At 49.1% G+C, this 15,978-nt stretch carries 15 protein-coding genes; 6 read left to right on the top strand and 9 right to left on the bottom strand.

The genetic code is table 11. The annotated features are described in order from the left end of the window. Positions 1 to 54: 54 nt before the first annotated feature. The gene (locus JSU04_18395; protein MBS1972282.1) at positions 55 to 753 is read left to right on the top strand and encodes a pirin family protein; all 699 of its coding nucleotides are present in this window, start codon (positions 55 to 57) and stop codon (positions 751 to 753) included. A gap of 21 nt (positions 754 to 774) precedes the next feature. Here the strand turns inward: JSU04_18395 and JSU04_18390 are convergent, their stop codons facing one another. From JSU04_18390 to JSU04_18350, 9 genes are all read right to left on the bottom strand, one after another. Next, positions 775 to 1,647 (bottom strand): DNA/RNA non-specific endonuclease, encoded by an 873-nt coding sequence (locus tag JSU04_18390; protein MBS1972281.1) that lies wholly within the window; start codon positions 1,645 to 1,647, stop codon positions 775 to 777. Between the two features lie 330 nt (positions 1,648 to 1,977). Continuing rightward, positions 1,978 to 3,180 (bottom strand): putative porin, encoded by a 1,203-nt coding sequence (locus JSU04_18385; protein MBS1972280.1) that lies wholly within the window; start codon positions 3,178 to 3,180, stop codon positions 1,978 to 1,980. An 8-nt stretch (positions 3,181 to 3,188) separates the two neighbouring features. Beyond that, positions 3,189 to 4,313 carry a hypothetical protein gene (locus tag JSU04_18380; protein MBS1972279.1) on the bottom strand — a complete coding sequence of 375 codons (1,125 nt, stop codon included), beginning with the start codon at positions 4,311 to 4,313 and terminating at the stop codon, positions 3,189 to 3,191. Next, positions 4,310 to 4,945, bottom strand: a complete 636-nt coding sequence (locus JSU04_18375; GenBank protein MBS1972278.1) for a hypothetical protein — start codon at positions 4,943 to 4,945, stop codon at positions 4,310 to 4,312. The genes JSU04_18380 and JSU04_18375 overlap by 4 nt, the downstream gene beginning before the upstream one ends. Positions 4,946 to 4,948: 3 nt before the next feature. Next, entirely contained in the window at positions 4,949 to 5,533 is a 585-nt protein-coding gene (locus tag JSU04_18370; GenBank protein MBS1972277.1) for a YceI family protein, read from the bottom strand. Next, on the bottom strand, positions 5,530 to 8,166 hold the full coding sequence (locus JSU04_18365; protein MBS1972276.1) for a hypothetical protein: 2,637 nt from the start codon (positions 8,164 to 8,166) through the stop codon (positions 5,530 to 5,532). Before JSU04_18365 ends, JSU04_18370 begins: the two co-directional genes overlap by 4 nt. Before the next feature lie 6 nt (positions 8,167 to 8,172). Continuing rightward, positions 8,173 to 8,997: a substrate-binding domain-containing protein gene (locus JSU04_18360; protein ID MBS1972275.1), complete on the bottom strand. Its 825-nt coding sequence runs from the start codon at positions 8,995 to 8,997 to the stop codon at positions 8,173 to 8,175. A 121-nt stretch (positions 8,998 to 9,118) separates the two neighbouring features. Beyond that, entirely contained in the window at positions 9,119 to 9,619 is a 501-nt protein-coding gene (locus JSU04_18355; protein ID MBS1972274.1) for a methylated-DNA--[protein]-cysteine S-methyltransferase, read from the bottom strand. Further along, positions 9,616 to 11,058: a DNA-3-methyladenine glycosylase 2 family protein gene (locus tag JSU04_18350; protein ID MBS1972273.1), complete on the bottom strand. Its 1,443-nt coding sequence runs from the start codon at positions 11,056 to 11,058 to the stop codon at positions 9,616 to 9,618. The genes JSU04_18355 and JSU04_18350 overlap by 4 nt, the downstream gene beginning before the upstream one ends. A 95-nt stretch (positions 11,059 to 11,153) precedes the next feature. Between JSU04_18350 and JSU04_18345 the strand changes: the two genes are divergently transcribed. From JSU04_18345 to JSU04_18325, 5 genes are all read left to right on the top strand, one after another. After that, positions 11,154 to 12,260: a membrane dipeptidase gene (locus tag JSU04_18345; GenBank protein MBS1972272.1), complete on the top strand. Its 1,107-nt coding sequence runs from the start codon at positions 11,154 to 11,156 to the stop codon at positions 12,258 to 12,260. 92 nt (positions 12,261 to 12,352) lie between these two features. Next, positions 12,353 to 13,138, top strand: a complete 786-nt coding sequence (locus JSU04_18340; GenBank protein MBS1972271.1) for an EcsC family protein — start codon at positions 12,353 to 12,355, stop codon at positions 13,136 to 13,138. Positions 13,139 to 13,728: 590 nt separating this feature from the next. Beyond that, positions 13,729 to 14,718 (top strand): hypothetical protein, encoded by a 990-nt coding sequence (locus tag JSU04_18335; GenBank protein ID MBS1972270.1) that lies wholly within the window; start codon positions 13,729 to 13,731, stop codon positions 14,716 to 14,718. Between the two features lie 119 nt (positions 14,719 to 14,837). After that, the gene (locus JSU04_18330) at positions 14,838 to 15,116 is read left to right on the top strand and encodes a hypothetical protein (GenBank protein MBS1972269.1); all 279 of its coding nucleotides are present in this window, start codon (positions 14,838 to 14,840) and stop codon (positions 15,114 to 15,116) included. A gap of 22 nt (positions 15,117 to 15,138) precedes the next feature. After that, on the top strand, positions 15,139 to 15,909 hold the full coding sequence (locus JSU04_18325) for a hypothetical protein (protein ID MBS1972268.1): 771 nt from the start codon (positions 15,139 to 15,141) through the stop codon (positions 15,907 to 15,909). The last annotated feature ends 69 nt before the right edge of the window (positions 15,910 to 15,978 follow it).

Here is a 15,978-nt window from a genome sequence, read left to right as displayed (position 1 = left end):
AGGCAATAAGTTCGATACTGTATTCACTGAGGCACATAGAGAAAGGAACAAGTTATGATGTTAGTCAGAAAATCAAACGAGCGTGGTCTTGCAGAACATGGATGGTTAAAATCCCGCCATACTTTCTCATTCGCAGAATACTACGACCCAAAATTCATGGGCTTTGGACCGTTGCGTGTTATTAACGAAGACCGCATTCGTGGCGGCACTGGATTCGACACTCATCCTCACCGTGACATGGAGATTATTTCATACGTGATTTCCGGGGGACTTAAACACAAAGACTCCATGGGCAATGAAGCTGTGATCAAACCGGGCGAAGTGCAACGCATGAGCGCCGGCACCGGCGTCAGACACTCTGAGTACAACGAGAAAGACGGCGAAGAGGCTCACTTCTTCCAAATCTGGATTATGCCCGATAAACAAGGCGTAGAACCTGGCTATGGACAAAAGTCTTTTGAGAAAGAATTAAATTCTCAAAAACTCGTGCACGTGATTTCGCCGAATGGTTCAGACGGCTCTATCAGCATTCATCAAGATGCGAATATGTATATCTCGCGCTTGAAAAAATCTGAAAGCCTCGACTTCGCGGTAAAACCAGAGAGAAAACTTTGGATTCAATTGGTCAAAGGCTCTGTGCGAGTCAATGGCGAAGAGATCCAAACAGGCGACGCGATCGCCGCGAAAGACATCGCCAACGCGGCTATCACGGCCAGCGAAGATTCAGAAATGATTCTTTTTGACCTGCCTTAGTGTCTGTAAAGGCAATGCCTCTTACTTCGGAAAGAGCGTCACGCCCGAGAGCTTCTGAATGTCGGCCACCGTGGACTTGTATTGTTCCCAGTCATTGGAACGACCGCCACGCTGGTCTTCTGCAGAGCTCTTACAAAGAGCATCTTGGTTTTGGTCAGGACGGCTGCCATCTTCGAGCAGATTCGGCATGATCACCGCAATCGTTTCGGTCTGATCGGTGATGTCAGCTGGAGTCTGACCTTGATCTAAAAGCACGATCACTTTGAAATTCTTAGATGGAACCTGAATATCATTGTTAGGACCGATCTTGCCAAAATCCTGATCGTAAATCGGGCCGGCAACGATGTAGGCAATCTTGCCTTCTTTATGAACGAGGTCTCGCGTGTGTTGTTCAAGATGCATCCACACCACGCGATTCAAGTATGGCGTCTGCGGCAGCATATTGCTCATCATGAAAGTGGCTTCGTTGTCTTGAGTCGTTTCAGAGCGATCTGCAGACGGCGTCTGGTGACCGCGATCGTAACAGCTGCCAAAATACTCTCTCGGTTTGACTGCGTGCTCGCCAGGTCCATCCTTTAGCAGATATTTTTCCAAATCACTGTCGGCAGTAAATTTATCCGTGCGGCCGACATTACCAAGTTCTGTATTGTCTACTCGCCACGCAACCCAGTTCGGATTGCGGCGTTTCTTGTTGTAAGAGATGACGTATTGATTGCGCGAGATAATGATTTCAGATTCGTTGGTGGTCGGTGGGTTGATGGCGATGTTGGGATTCTTTTTGAGATTTACATCGCCAATGATCGTCTCAACTTTTGCAATCGAGACACTGACAACGAAGAACGAAAAGAAGACACTTAGAAGTAGCCCTGCTCTCTTCTCACTTTTGCGCATCATAAATCCCCCTCTAGATTTACTAAGCTCGTTGAGACCGTCTTGGGAGCGATCTCTGCAAAAGGCTAGCTGTCATTTATCGCAAGCGCAAGATTTCTATTTTCAAAGCAAAGGCTCTGTGTCACTTATCTGGCATGAGAAAATTTTAATAATCATTACAGCAGGATTACTTGCTGTTTCGGACGCTTTGTCCCCTCTTGGACCAAACCTTAAATGTAATTAATATGCAAAGGAGGCCCTGAGGCCCGCGTCATTCCTAGGTAACTCCCGGCAGCGGACGCCGCCGGAACGGGGATGCTCGCCATGAAACGACTATCGCCCTTTATAATTTTTTTAGAACGTCATCGACAGATCAAGGTGGCTGCGATCGTACTTCGTCGGAGCTACATCAATAGCGTTTTCATTGTTATAGACCGTGTATTGCATCGTTACTTTCTTTGTGAACTTGTAAGCAAGACTCCATACTTGACCGCGGCTTGAAGTGACTCCGCCGCCAAAATCCGAATCCGTGAAAAGTCCGACAACCGCGTCCTTCTGAACCTCTTCGTAGCTCCAAGTAAAGGCCCAGGCTTTATATCCAAGTTGCACGCCGTAAGTGTGAGCCACGTTCAGCGCATCGGCATCGGTATTTTCAAGGCGCTCAAAGAAAGCAGTCACGTCCACCGTGCCTACTTTCTTTTTCACTTCGAGGAACTCCTGTTGAATATCGAAGTTCGTCGGGTAGTTGCCGTTAATATCTAGTGTGTTGCCGTTGGCTTTACCACTGGCCGTGATGTTCGTTGGCGGAATGTCTTTAAGACCTGTAAACGCAAAGCTTCCATAGCCGACAGTCACCGTCCAGTCATTTGGCTTCCACAAAAGACCGAGCTGGCCGCCGTTGAGCATATTGTCGGTTTTCTCTTCGCCGAACTGGTCGTCATAGTTTTCGCGAATCCAAAACGCGCCCCCTTGAACAAAGAAATCCAATTCCCTCTCGATGAGACCGACGCTGTACTTTGCAGCCAATCCTTCGGGAGTCACATCGCGATCCAGCAGCATTTGATTTTTGCCGGCATAGATAAACGGCTGTGGCATCTTACCGCCATAAAAATCTAAATCCTTGATCGCCATGTAATCAAAATACGCGAGGTCTACACCGATGGTCCGACGAGGCATCCCCGGTGCTTTCTCATCGCCCAGAGTCTGATTGCCGCTGGTTGCTCCACTGCCCGTCATGAGTCTCAGTGTGGCTTTGAGATTATCTTCGACCTGGGCGTTCAATCCAAGGCGCGCTTGCAAACGTTCCAAATCGCGCTCTTGCTTGGGTTCTTGAGTCTCGGACTGATGGCGGTAACGAAGATCGCCAAAGACCTTGATAGACTCAATCCCCGTTGCTGCCGGGACAGGAGCTGGAGCAGGAGCCGCCGTTGGTGCCGGTGTTGGCAACGGAATAGTTAAGTTGGTTGCAGGTTCAGAGGTCGGGGTTTGTGCAAAAGCCAGTGACGAAGTCTGTCCCAAAATCACGATCAGAGACGTCGTTAGAATTTTTGCAGTCATAGTTGCTCCTAAAGATAAAAGTGCGCGACCAGCCACGCTTTGGTCTGATACTCATCAAGCTCTGCCGAATCTTTTTGCTTCGAGAGGCTGCCTGACAGAGTAAAGTTTGGAAACGGAAAGTAATAAGCCTCAAGGCCGTAAGATTCCAGATGCGGATCTGTCTTCTGCGTGTCTGAATTCGAGTACTGTTGAAAGAGCGCGACCTGCAGACCCGTCGTCCACTCGTAACTAAATTTAAATAAATCCAAGAAACCCGTTGAACCGTCCGGCATGTGTAAACGGTCCAATTGAATCAATGTCGTGACCTTTTCATTCCAACCAATCAAGGCAAAGAGGCCTTCGAAAGATTGCTTCGTATCAACGCCTGCTTGGGTCAGAGTCGAGCGATATATATTCACGCCGCCGCGCGAATTCTTACCGAAAACTTTGGAGGCCTGAAGAATATAACCTTTTTCAGGTACATACTCGTTAAACTGCGCTCGCTGGAAAAGCACCGTGCCGGTCACTTGGTATTGCTCGTCGGTCCAAGTTCCCTCAAGCGCCACACGTTCTTGCCCCGGGTTAAAGGCAAGGCCTTTGCGAGTCACAAAGTTATGCTCCGGAATCTGAATACCATAAGCCGGAAAGAATCGGCCGGCGCGTATAAAGCTCACTTGCGAGCCGCCCCAGTTTTCTTGGTACTGAATCCACAGGCGTGGAGAATAAATAAAATCCTTCCACGTCGCATCGGCTTTTGAAGGCTCAAAACGCCCGACCGAGGCATAGAGCTTCACTTTTTCTTCGAAAAGTTTCACGAGCGCATCAATATCAATCTGCATGATGACGAACTGCGCTTTAGAAGCCACTGAACTTTCTGAGAAGGCTTGTAAGAAGCGCGCGCTGGCTCCAAGGTTCAGCCATTCCGGCGTTTCGATCTCGAGATATTTTTTTTCAGACTCTGAAGATTTGAAAATCGAATCATTGCGGCTCAGGAGTTCTTTACCCAGCTCACGCCCGTAAAGAGTCAGCATATCGCCACCCTGCGGGCTGTTGTGGCAGGCCATGCAGTTCACATAACCATGGCGAACCATCTCTGGATACGCTTCTGCGACCAAAGACGACAGAACCAGAACGACAAAAACAAAAAACTTCACTCAGGCATCCCTTGTGAGATCCACTTCATCAACGCTTGCTTATGGGAATCCGACATTGCAGCATAGGGCTCCAACGGCATCGTCTGTTTGACGATGGTGGATTCAAAAATGCTGTTAATATTTTTTCTAACTGCTTCCAAGGACTGAAGATCCAACCCTGCGTCAGGCTTGGCGCCGGAATGACAATCCAAACAACTCGAGGCAAAGACCTGATCACGGATCACAAGCCAAGTGATCGGACCCTTGATGGGCGGAGAAACTTTCGCGCCCATGTTTCTTTCAGGTGCGCCGGCTTCAATCCAGGCTTTTAGCAGTTCTAGCTGACTCTGTGGCAAACCTGCTTCTGGCATATCGCGCTTTTCGACCGCGCGGTAATAGATCGCGTTCATGCTGGCGCGGACCTGCTGATAGGTTTCAAGATTCAAGCCCCCTTTGCTGCCCCCCGCAGAAGAATGGCAGCGCAGGCATTGGGGACCCAATATAGAAACTTGAACACTGGCATAATCCAAACTCGAAAGAAGGCTCAAATCATTCACGCTGCTGTCTTTAACCGGAGCTTCGCCATGCACCCGATTGTAGTTGCAGGCGCTCAGCAAGGTTATCAATAGAGGAACAAACAGCAACTTTCTCATGATCTAAAACTTCTCCACATCCGTCGTGGTTGTCACCTCGACTTGATCTGCAACCGTGATTCCAGCAAATGCCGGCACATTGATTGCGAAGTCAGAAAGTTTCAAAGGAAATTTAGCATTCACGGAATACCCGCCACCCGCCGAAGCCGGCTTGACGGTGAACTCGCCCTGCACAGGCTTTTGAACTCCATGCATATCCAGCACCGCAAAGAAAGTGGCTTTTGTCTCTGGATTTTTCTGCAAATCCTCTTTGACGAGATAAATATCTTTAAGATTCAGAGTTGCGGTTTGGAATTTCTCGACCTCGAGGTATTTTTCTTTCATGTGGCGATCGCGCAGTGAAATTCCAGTCGCGTAACTTTTCATATCGACCTTCAAAGCACCGCTGATGACAATATTCTTGCCCTCTTCACGAGTTTGCAGACTGCCTTCAGGCCCTTCGCCTTTGCCTTCGATGCGAATGGCACTGGGGTTCCCGATCGCCAAGAACTGCGAGTTGCCTTTATCTTTGGCAAAGTTGACCGCAGCAAATCCCGGTTTCAAAGGCGCAACAATAAATAGTGCCGTCATCAAAATCCACTGTCTCATGGGTTCTCCTTTTTCGGATAAAGCACTTCACATTGATCATTGCCCGGATGGTTCACACCCATGGACATGTCTTTTAAATAATAGAAAATCGCCGAGCCGACGTTAAAGGACGCGCGATCCAGCCACTCTTCGACTTTTTCCGGGTGCAGGGCCTTATTGGTGTTTGGATCAAACGCCAAACCCGGATCGTCCTTCTGCAAGTTGTTCACGAAACAGATTTTGCTAAAGACTTCGTGATCCATGAAAATCGGCGACGATGTTTTATTCGTCGAAATCTGATTCAAGCACTTGTCACGCATTTGATTGAGCATCTGCGCCCCATGCTTACCTAAGAAACTTGAAAGCTCCGGCGGGAACTGCACGCGCGTTCCTTCCATCGCCATCCAGAACAAGTACTGAGGCGCATAGTTCTTGCCGTCAGCATCAAACGTCTTAAGATTCTCACCCTTGTTGCCAAACATGCCGTGAAGCAAATCCGCCACACGCACTTTACCACCCGACCACTGCAGGATGCCGCGGGCCAGGGATGAGTTCCCATCCGCATTGGCTCCGTGGCACTTCATGCAAGATGTGCGGAAATACCAAGAGCCCGGAGTTGTGTAATACACTTCGCCGTAAGGGCGCTTCGGCTGATCACCCTTCATCATCCAAGGTCGACGGCCATCCGCTGCGAGATCTTTATTCGGGAACTCGCAAATGTCTTTTTTATTCCAGTAGCCAACCGCGACTTCTTCGTTAATTGCCTTCTGCAACTCGGGAGTGAGTTCCAAATTTTTAAATGTCGAAGGCATTCCTGCCGCCGGATCATTCCAGTCAGGACGGCGCGGAACATAGGCATCACTTGTCACTGTTGTAAAATCCTGATCGATCCATTTAAACTCAGGTTCTTTTTTGCAGTTTGGTTCGTAATCTAGCGCCGCCTGATCGCTTTCAAAACTGCGAATCCATTTGCCCACAAGGCGAAGCGCGCGGCAGTCTGGGCCGCCTGGCGTATTCATCGGCATCTGGCTCGTGAGCCCCAACTGCTGAGAACTGTCGGAAATTTTTCTCCAGATGTGGCTTTCATCCAGCGTGCCGTTTTGATGGACCAACAAGCGTGTCGGAATCTGCGTCGAGCGCACTTTGGTGTTAAAGCCAAAGATCGATCCTGCTGTCAGATTCAGAGTCACACCATTTTCTTTGGTGAATGCCAAACCATTCGGGTTATGACAATGAGCACAGTTCCCGGCCATATAACCTGAAGCGCGCAGTTCATGCTCATTGCGAGCACGGCTGGTCCCCATGCTTTCAAGCACCGGCCAGTCTTTTTCTGCCGGAGAGTTCTCGATCAAACCGTACTTTTGAAAACGCTCGACCTGATTGATTTCATTCATCACCGTCGGAGTTTCGCGACCACCTTCACCAAAACCACGGCGATGCAATTGCAATGGACTGAAGCCAAGAACAAAGTTCTGGCCCTCAGAACCCATGTGACAATCAATACAGCGCTGACTGCCCGGGATCGCGTAGTCGCGGGTTTTCTTTTCAACTTCATCAACCGTGAGCTTAAACACAGTGTCTTTGAACGGAGTTCCATCGCGGTACGGAGTTTCTACGAGGGTGGCGCTTTGCTCGCTCTCGTCCCATTTGTAAGTCCCGAAAAGACTTTGGTTCCAAGGCTTACGCACAACAATGATACGTGTTTCAACCCGGCGATAACGGAGACGGCCGTTCGCCATTTTGACTTTTTTGTAGAAGAACTTATAAAGACGCGTGTTCTCAGGCATTTCAAAGAAGTTTTTGCCCTCAGCGTATTTCGCTGTCTGACGAACAAGTTTGAGTCCGTCAATTTTCATTGGGAAATGAATCCAACGGCCTTTGCTATTATTATCAGCCCACAGTGGATATTCCACCGAGTAAGCCACAGTCCCCTTCTTCGCCAGCTCATAGGCATCGAGCGAGAAAAGATCTGTATCCGCCAAACTCTGCGGGAGTTTTTCCATATTCGCGAATTCGCGGTCTTTCAGGTAATCAAAACCGATGATGTCGGCATTCGGAGTGCAATTGCCGTTTTCACTGCCGCGGAACGAAGGTTTCTTCGGCGTTGGAGCCGGCGCATTCGGATCTAACGAAAAACTGCCGTTCGGTTTACCGGCGTTGATCCATGCTTGGACTTGATCGCCGAGCGCCCAGAAAGTTTCAGGACGTTTTGCACGGCGGTCTTCAGGAGGCATACGTTTTTTCGGATCGCTGTGGTGAGTGTACTCTACGACTTTGTCGGCGATTTCGAAAAGTCCTGGATAAAACTGATTCTTGCCACCGATAGTGCGTATTTCACCTTGGTAAGAATCGATGTAAGTGAATCCTCCGCTATTTGCCGGCGCCTGATGGCAACCCATGCACGCAGAGTTGAGGGAATCTTTCATATCAGAGAAACTGATGCGCCCGTCTCCTTTACCGCCGTTGTATTCAATCTCATCGTAGCTGTAAGTCTTCTCACTCGATGGGCATTGCATAGCGCGGAGGGCGGAGTCCTCGCTCGGAGAATACTTTCCTCCGCAAGAACTGAGCAGGAGCGCAAACAGGCACAGGCCGGCATATTCTGCCAGCCTGTTAGAAGTTTTGATGAAGCAAGGGGAAACAAGCTTCTTCATATTCTATTAATCCAAAGTTACGAAATCGTGGTCTTGAACGATTGGATCCAAGAAAGAACGATCCAAAAGCTGTTCTAACAATTGAGCTTCAACAGCGTTCGGAGTGCGAGCACCGGTCGCTTCATAGATGAACAATGAACGAGCTAGTGGGTAAGTTTTATTACGGATCGTAGCCACAGTTGGTTGAACGTAAGCATTGCCTGCTTTAGAAACGCCCAACTCACGGTTTTTATCAGTTTTACCGCTCAAACCAGCGTAGCCAACAGCATCCGCATCGACACCTGTTTTTTCAGCGATATCAGCAGTTTCAGCGAGTACAGTGACACAAGCACCGAAGTTTTTAACACCAACAAGGTTTTTGAAAGTGTCCGTCGTGCCTGATTCGTCGTTACGACGGAAAGCGTGGATCGCACCGCTCTTACCAGAACCTGGAACTTGGGCCCAAGAAGTGATTTCGCAAGTGAAGATCTTAGCCAAAGTTGTCAAATCTACGCCTGCAGTCGCGTTAGCACTGTTCACGAAGATAGAGATACCATCCAAAGCCACCGCGTGAGCAACCGGAATCACACCAGCAGCTTGCAATTGAGCTACAACCTCTGGCTTCATTTCACGAGACATTGCCGTGATACCGATTTCGCCGTTAGCGAAAGCTTTTTCACCAACAGATGAACCTCCGCCAACATAACCGATAGCTTGGTCCATGCCAGCTGCGATGATCGCATCTGTCATAACGCCGCCCATAGTGTCTGAGCCGGAAATGAGTTGTTTTGATTGAGCGAAAGATACAGAAGAAATGAGCAATGTTGCCACTGCCAACATATTCAGTTTCATGGGTTGACTCCTTAGTATTCTGAAACATTCCAGAATTAAATTTGAGCCAACTTTAAATACGAAACTTCCTAAATAGCACGTTGTGGTTTCTACAGAGTTTTGTCAGAGAATCATTTAGACTCTAGGTGCCACCCGGGCTTCCGACTTTGCGCTCAAGATCCAATAGCGCCTGTTTTGCAGGCAATCCTCCCGCGTAACCCCCAAGAGTTCCATCCGAAGCAATCACCCTGTGGCATGGAACGATAATGCTGATCGGATTTCTACCGTTCGCTGTGCCAACGGCGCGAACTCCTTTGGTTTTAAGGCTGCCGGCGATTTTCTTATAGGACGTGGTTTTGCCGTACGGAATTTTCGCGAGCTCTTTCCACACCTTCGATTGAAACTCAGTCCCTTCCACATCGAGCGGAATAGCGAAAGAGGTTCTTTTTCCGTCGAAGTACTCAGTGATTTCACGGATCGTTTGGCGCAGGAATTCCGCCTGCGGAGTTTTTTCACCGATGTCCTTAATATATGGAGCGGCTTGCTCTTTCCAGATCAGGGCTTTCAATCCCTTTTCAGAAGCCACAAGATAGATATCACCGATTTGGGTTTTCATTTTCCATTGAGCGAGTTGGTTTTTCATTTTGTGCCTCCTTTGGGTTTCTTAAGAGTTCCGGTATATGAGCGCCACAAGAGCGATGCCACATAACCGCGCCACGGGCTCATTTTATTAATGACCTCTTCGGGATGAAGTTCCAAAGCTCGCGCCAGAATCAAATCACTTCCCGGGAAGGTGTCGGTGCTCCTCAGAGCTTTCAATGCAATATAGTTTGCCGTCCACGGTCCGATTCCACGCAGATCCAGGAGCTTTTTCATGAACTCGTTCACATCTTGAGTCGGCTCAAGAGAAACTCTGCCCTCGGCGATGGCCCGAGCAAACTCTTTGAGAGTCTGTTTGCGAATGCCCGTGGTTTTGAGTGTGGTTAAATCTGCCGCAAGGATTTGTTCCGCCGTCGGAAAAAGCTTTACGTTTCGTCCTTCGCGAACCACGCCGGAATCCGTACCGGCGAGCTCAATCAGATCATGCACAAGTGCGCGTCCCCGCTCGATACTGACAAGCTGCCCGAGGATCGCGGCAATCGAAACTTCAAACGGATCCCAACCCGACGGCAGGCGAATGCCCGGAAACTTTTTAAGTAATTTTTTAATTTCTGGATCGGCTTCCAGCGCGTTGGCAATCACGACGGGATCCGAATCTAAATCAAACATCCCTCGCACACGCGAGACAATGTGTTGAATTTTTGCAGTGTCCGGAAAATCGATTTCAATAATCAGCGCCGCTTGCTCCGCGTCGTTGGCAATACTCACCTGTCCCGTCTTGCCATCCATCGCAATCAGGCGATGCATCTTTCCGTCACTGAACCACTCGAGGTCGCCCATGCGATGATTCTCATAGGACGTCATGAGCCCGGCAAAATCAAACGGCGGTCTGTAAGGTAAAGAGATCTTCAATGCCCCCTCCGTTTTTGATTTATGTCGGCGCACTTCGCTGGGTGATTTTTTAAAACGCTCTTTGAAGGCGTCGTTAAAACGGCGGATCGAAGAAAATCCCGCACCAAAGGCGACCTCGGTCACCGGCAACGATGTTTCTACTAAAAGTTTGCGTGCCAGATTCAGGCGGTTTTCAAACGCCAGCTGCTTCGGAGTTTTGCCGATCTCATCGACGAAAAGTCTTCGCAGATGACGAGCACTCACGCCGAAAAGTCCCGCAAACGCATCTTCGTCAAAGTTCACCGCTTGCTCGGTGTGCAGAACCTTCACTGCGCGCTGAACCACCGCCGATGTCCCGATCCAGGCCGGCGACTGCGGCGCACTCTCGGGACGGCAGCGCAAACAAGGGCGATAGCCCGCCTTTTCGGCCGCAAGATGATTAGCAAAGAACTCCACGTTTTCGCGCTTTGGCTTTGCCGGGCAAATCGGCCGGCAATAGATCCCTGTCGTCTTCACACCGATGAAGAACTTGCCATCGAATCGATGGTCTCGGGCGAGCATTGCTTTATAGTAGATGTCCTCTTTTGCCATGGCCCGACTATAGCGCTTTTTCGGTCTTTTACTAGCCATTTTCGGACATCATCATAGCTATTGCCACCTTCAACGATTAAATCTATATTTGTGGCATGTTACGAAATCTTTTGTTTTTCAGTTTATTGAGCCTTTCCGGCGCCGCAAGCTTTGCCGCGGTGGACTTGCACATGCATCTGACCATCGATGTGCCACTCTCGCCGTTTTATTCGGGAAGCTTGAATGAAACTGTGCGTGCCAAAGACTGGGATTCGCGTTTCAAATCAAAGCTCGATTACGACACGCTTGAGAAGTCAGACTTAAAACTGATTGTGGCTGTGATCTATATCAATCCCATCTGGGGCGATATCGAAAAGCAGTTCGATGCACAAATGGCCGAGATTCAAAAATTCTGTGAACTCCATCCGCAATGGAAGATCGTCAAAGAGCCTCGCGAAGCGCAGGAAGAAATCGCCAAAGGGAATAAAGTTTTTGTAATTTCGTCTGAAGGCGGCTGGTTCTTTAAAGAAAAGGAGCTTTTTGATAAGCTCATGCAAAAATACAATGTTCGCATTTTGACGCCTTTACACTTTAGCGATCTGGGCCGTCGTATCGGAAAAGCGGCAAAACAAAAGGGTCTCTTTTCGCCGATCCAGGCGATCCTTGATTTCTTTAGCTCGAATAAATACGAAGGTCTTACGCCGATGGGCGAAGATCTGATTCAGTATCTGCTCGACAAAAAAATCTGGATCGATCTCAGCCACTCTTCCCAGCCGGTGATTGATCAGTTTTTAAAAATCCGCCCGAAAGGCTATCCGATTCTGATGACTCACACGGTGATGAAGAAGTACTACGGCACTGAGCGCGGCATCGACGAGAGCTTGCTAAAAATAATCGGCGAAGAAAATGGCGCTGTAGGGTTGCTCCCGTCAGCAGAGATGCTTACTGGCACTCCGACCAAAGATACAAACTGCGAAGAGGACAATCCCTACCTCGTTCAATGGAAAGAAGTCGTCGCCATTGCCGGAGCTAAGAACGTGTTTTTAGGTTCAGACTTGAATTCGCCGATTAAGGGACTTCCACCGGCTAAGAGTGGCTGCCCGGTTTTTGCTGAGGGGCTTACGACCGCGGCGGATTTGAAAACGCTTGCGACCGTTCAGGATAAGGACGCTGTTGGCAATTTCTTAAAAGAATGGGAGCTTGTTCGCCCCTCCCAGAATTAGATCACTTGATATTTCGCAGCCGTTTCTTTTTGTGGATCTGCTGGGAGCCCAGACCTTGGTCTCAGCGATAAAACTGTGTTATAGTCAAATTCATGGATAATCTGTCCCGTCGCGAAATCGAGTTTATTGAATCTGCCGCAAAATTTTTGGAGCACCCGAGCTTCATGATCCGAGCAGCAAATGCTGTGGGAAAACCTTTAGAACTCGCACAAAAAGCGCTGCCACAAAAAGTTCAAGAGAAGATCTCTGAAGCCGTTCAGAAATCTCTGCATAAAACTTTAGATATTTCCATTTCAACTCTTCCCCCTGTCGAACGTGAAGAGCTGCCACGCCGGCCACTCACCCAAGGAAAAGGTCATGCGGCGGCGGCCGCAGTCACCGGTGCCCTGGGCGGTTTTTTTGGACCGCTGGCCCTTGCGGTGGAACTCCCGGTGACAACAGGAATTATGTTTCGCTCGATTGCTAACATTGCCCGGAGCTTCGGTGAAGATTTGAATGATCCCGATGTGCGCATGGAGTGCCTGCAGATTTTTGCAATGGGATCACAACAAAGCTCCGCCGACGATGCGATGAAGTCCGCATATATTTCACAGCGAATCGCCTTTAACTCTTTTATCAAAAGCACTTCTGAAAAAGGGGCCGCCGCTCTGCTGACCCGTCTTGTTGCGAGTGTCGCTTCAAAGTATGAAGTCGTCGTTGCCGAAAAGTTCGTGATTGAGTCTTTGCCGTTTCTCGGTGCCGCAGGAGGCGCCGTCATTAACACGGCCTTTACCAATTATTTCAACGAAACAGCCTACTATCATTTTGGGCTTCGCTATCTCGAAAGAAAGTACGGAATTGAAAATGTGCAAAAGATCTATTTAGAGAAAATTCGTTGAGTGTTTGTTGATTTTCTCTGTTCAATAAGCGTCTCGAACAGGACTCTTAAACGAATCAATATTTGAAAAAGCCCAAAAATCCTCAAGGACCTCACTTTTATCAAGTACTTATCCGAAAAGAAATCGTCACCAGGTTAACGGAGGATAAGTTCATGAAGATGTTCCAAACACTCAAAGGCCGATTAATTCTTATCTGCGCTTTACTTTCACTGGCTCTCATAATTGTAGGATTAACTGGTTATATTACACTCCAGACCGTCTCTGAAAATTACAGTCATGTGGCGGAGATCAATCTTCCAAATGCGAACACGCTGCAAGAAATGTCGGTCTCAACCGGCAACGTCATCCGTCAAGTGATCCGCATGGGCTACTCTGACATCAGCGAAGATGAAACCAAACATCTTTTAGAAAAATTCGAAGAATACAGCAAACGCTATTCAGAGGCTGACAAAAGATATCAGGACGTCCCTTTTGTAGAGGGTGAATCAGCTCTGTACGATCAAGTTGCTAAAAACTGGGAGCTGACTCTCAAATCAGGCCGCGAGGCCATGAATGCACGCCTTGCCGGCAACCTCGCTGATTTTAAAAAAATTCTCGATGGTGACTTCCGCACCAATTACAATACTCACGGCAAAGCCCTGGAAACTTTGATTCAATTTCAAAATGACCAAGCACGTACATGGTCGGGCAAAGCCCAAACTACAAAAAGCTTGGCGCAAAAATTATTGGCTGGTATCAGTCTGATCGGTTTATTCCTAGGGGCCCTCGTCGGCTATCTGATCTCTGCGAGTCTGCAAAAAGATCTTCGTCAAATTGCAACGGCCGTTGCCGAATCCAAAGAGAGTGTTTCACACGCCAGTGAGCAACTCAATGCCGCAAGCCAACAGCTCGCAAACAGCTCAACAGAAGCCGCCGCTTCGCTCGAAGAAACCGTTGCTTCCATTGAAGAACTCACCAGCATGGTCAAATTGAATGCCGGCAATGCCACTGAAGCCAGTCGCCTTTCGCAGCAAAGCCAGGACACCGCGGTTCGTGGCAACCAGGAAATGGAGCAGCTCATTGTCGCTATGGATGGGATCAACAGTTCGTCGAAAAAAATCCAAGAGATCATTTCCGTTATCGACGACATCGCCTTCCAGACAAATCTGCTGGCACTGAACGCGGCGGTTGAAGCTGCCCGCGCCGGAGAGCAAGGCAAAGGCTTTGCCGTCGTTGCCGATGCCGTCAGAACCCTCGCTCAAAAATCAGCCATTGCCGCGAAGGAGATTTCAGCCCTTATCAATGAATCCGTTTCACAGGTCGAAAAAGGCACTGAAATCGCCGACCGCAGCGGTCAATCGCTCAAAGACATTATGAAGTCGGTCAAAACCATGACGGATCTGAATGCCGGGATCTCCTCGGCCTCAACAGAACAGTCCCAAGGAATTAGTCAGATTTCGCAATCGATGAATCAATTGGATCAGGCCACGCAAAGTAACGCTGCTTCCGCGGAAGAAGCCGCGGCCTCCTCCGAAACATTGCTCCGTCAAGCAAAGAGCTTAGCGGAACAAGTGGAACATTTGCGTAATCTCGTTGGCTGATTTTTAGACACCTCAGTACATATTTCATAGGGGCTGCGGCCCCCATAAAAATCCCCACAATATCCCCGTCATTTTGTGATATACCAAGGGCTCTTTATATAACCCAATGGAGCTCTTCAATGAAATCTGCAATCATCAGCCTTTTGATGCTTTCTTCTGTCGCAGCCAGTGCGAACTGCCTTGGCGAAGCTCAAATCTCCGCTAAAGTAAAAGACGTTAAATCTTGTGTGGCAACTTTAGACCCGCAAAGCATCCGTCACTACGCTGAAAACATCACCTGCCCGCTTTCTTTGAATGATGTTTTGAACCAAGGCATCCAAGACTGCACACTGCGCGCAGGTGATACTGTCAGCGGCGTGATCGTGTTGACTGACGACGGTAAAATCATCCGCGATTAACACTCACTCGAGGGATGCTCTGATGAAAATGCGCGCGCTTTCACTGACACTTGCAGCACTGATGACTTGCCAGTTCCCAGTTTGGGCGCAAAGCTCACGCACAGACGGCATTGGTGATCAGCAAATTGCGCTTGCTCAGCAAGAGATGGCGATCATTCGCCATGATCTTGAGCGCCTCAAAGCATCTCTGACTGAAACCGAAACAGCCCTTCGTGATAAACAATCTCAGTGGCGCGTTTCAAACATCCTGTCTGTCGGTACGGCCACCGTCGGTCTGAGTTTGGCTGCTTTAACAGCGACTTCTACGCTCACAAGCGGCAAGGTGAAGTGGACGATCGTGACAGTGAATGCGGCTCTTTCTGCGGTTGCGGGTTACATCGACTACCGTGAAACTAAGTATCTGCCGACGGATGCGGCTGACCGCGCTGTTATTAAAGCCCGCCAAGAAATCATGGCAGCCCGTGCTTCAGGTGATGATGGCAGCACAGAGGCTTTGGATCAGCTGGATCAGTCTCTTGAATCTATTCAAACCGCTTTGAATGACTACCGCAAACACCAAACCGTGAACCGCCGTATCCATCTCGCCGGAACGATCTCACAGACGGCAGGAACCGCTATGAGCATCGGCCTTGCGCTGGGTGTGGTTCGTCAAGCGACCCTCAGCCGCCTTCTGATGGCTTCAGGTAACATCGCTACGATCCTCCAGGCACTGACTCCGGCGAAGACGGAACAGGTCCTTGCTGAGATCGCTCAGACACGCGAGGCTGTCAATACTGCTCTCGAAAACCTTTGATTTAGGATCAAGCGCAATCTCAAAGCGAGACTAGACCTCGCTCCCGTGGGATCTGCTTCTGAAATTCCA

This window comes from Bdellovibrionales bacterium, assembly GCA_018266295.1.
In the GTDB taxonomy this organism is placed as follows: Bacteria; Bdellovibrionota; Bdellovibrionia; order Bdellovibrionales; family Bdellovibrionaceae; genus JACMRP01.
Note: the sequence above shows the minus strand (reverse complement) of the source record. Positions and strands in the feature narration are given on the sequence as shown.

What these genes read in the sequence shown, in the direction of transcription:
- JSU04_18395 (MBS1972282.1), top strand. Translation starts at nt 55, where the DNA reads ATGATGTTAGTCAGAAAATCAAACGAGCGTGGTCTTGCAGAACATGGA.
- JSU04_18390 (MBS1972281.1), bottom strand. Translation starts at nt 1,647, where the DNA reads ATGATGCGCAAAAGTGAGAAGAGAGCAGGGCTACTTCTAAGTGTCTTC.
- JSU04_18385 (MBS1972280.1), bottom strand. Translation starts at nt 3,180, where the DNA reads ATGACTGCAAAAATTCTAACGACGTCTCTGATCGTGATTTTGGGACAG.
- JSU04_18375 (MBS1972278.1), bottom strand. Translation starts at nt 4,945, where the DNA reads ATGAGAAAGTTGCTGTTTGTTCCTCTATTGATAACCTTGCTGAGCGCC.
- JSU04_18370 (MBS1972277.1), bottom strand. Translation starts at nt 5,533, where the DNA reads ATGAGACAGTGGATTTTGATGACGGCACTATTTATTGTTGCGCCTTTG.
- JSU04_18365 (MBS1972276.1), bottom strand. Translation starts at nt 8,166, where the DNA reads ATGAAGAAGCTTGTTTCCCCTTGCTTCATCAAAACTTCTAACAGGCTG.
- JSU04_18360 (MBS1972275.1), bottom strand. Translation starts at nt 8,997, where the DNA reads ATGAAACTGAATATGTTGGCAGTGGCAACATTGCTCATTTCTTCTGTA.
- JSU04_18355 (MBS1972274.1), bottom strand. Translation starts at nt 9,619, where the DNA reads ATGAAAAACCAACTCGCTCAATGGAAAATGAAAACCCAAATCGGTGAT.
- JSU04_18350 (MBS1972273.1), bottom strand. Translation starts at nt 11,058, where the DNA reads ATGGCAAAAGAGGACATCTACTATAAAGCAATGCTCGCCCGAGACCAT.
- JSU04_18345 (MBS1972272.1), top strand. Translation starts at nt 11,154, where the DNA reads ATGTTACGAAATCTTTTGTTTTTCAGTTTATTGAGCCTTTCCGGCGCC.
- JSU04_18340 (MBS1972271.1), top strand. Translation starts at nt 12,353, where the DNA reads ATGGATAATCTGTCCCGTCGCGAAATCGAGTTTATTGAATCTGCCGCA.
- JSU04_18330 (MBS1972269.1), top strand. Translation starts at nt 14,838, where the DNA reads ATGAAATCTGCAATCATCAGCCTTTTGATGCTTTCTTCTGTCGCAGCC.
- JSU04_18325 (MBS1972268.1), top strand. Translation starts at nt 15,139, where the DNA reads ATGAAAATGCGCGCGCTTTCACTGACACTTGCAGCACTGATGACTTGC.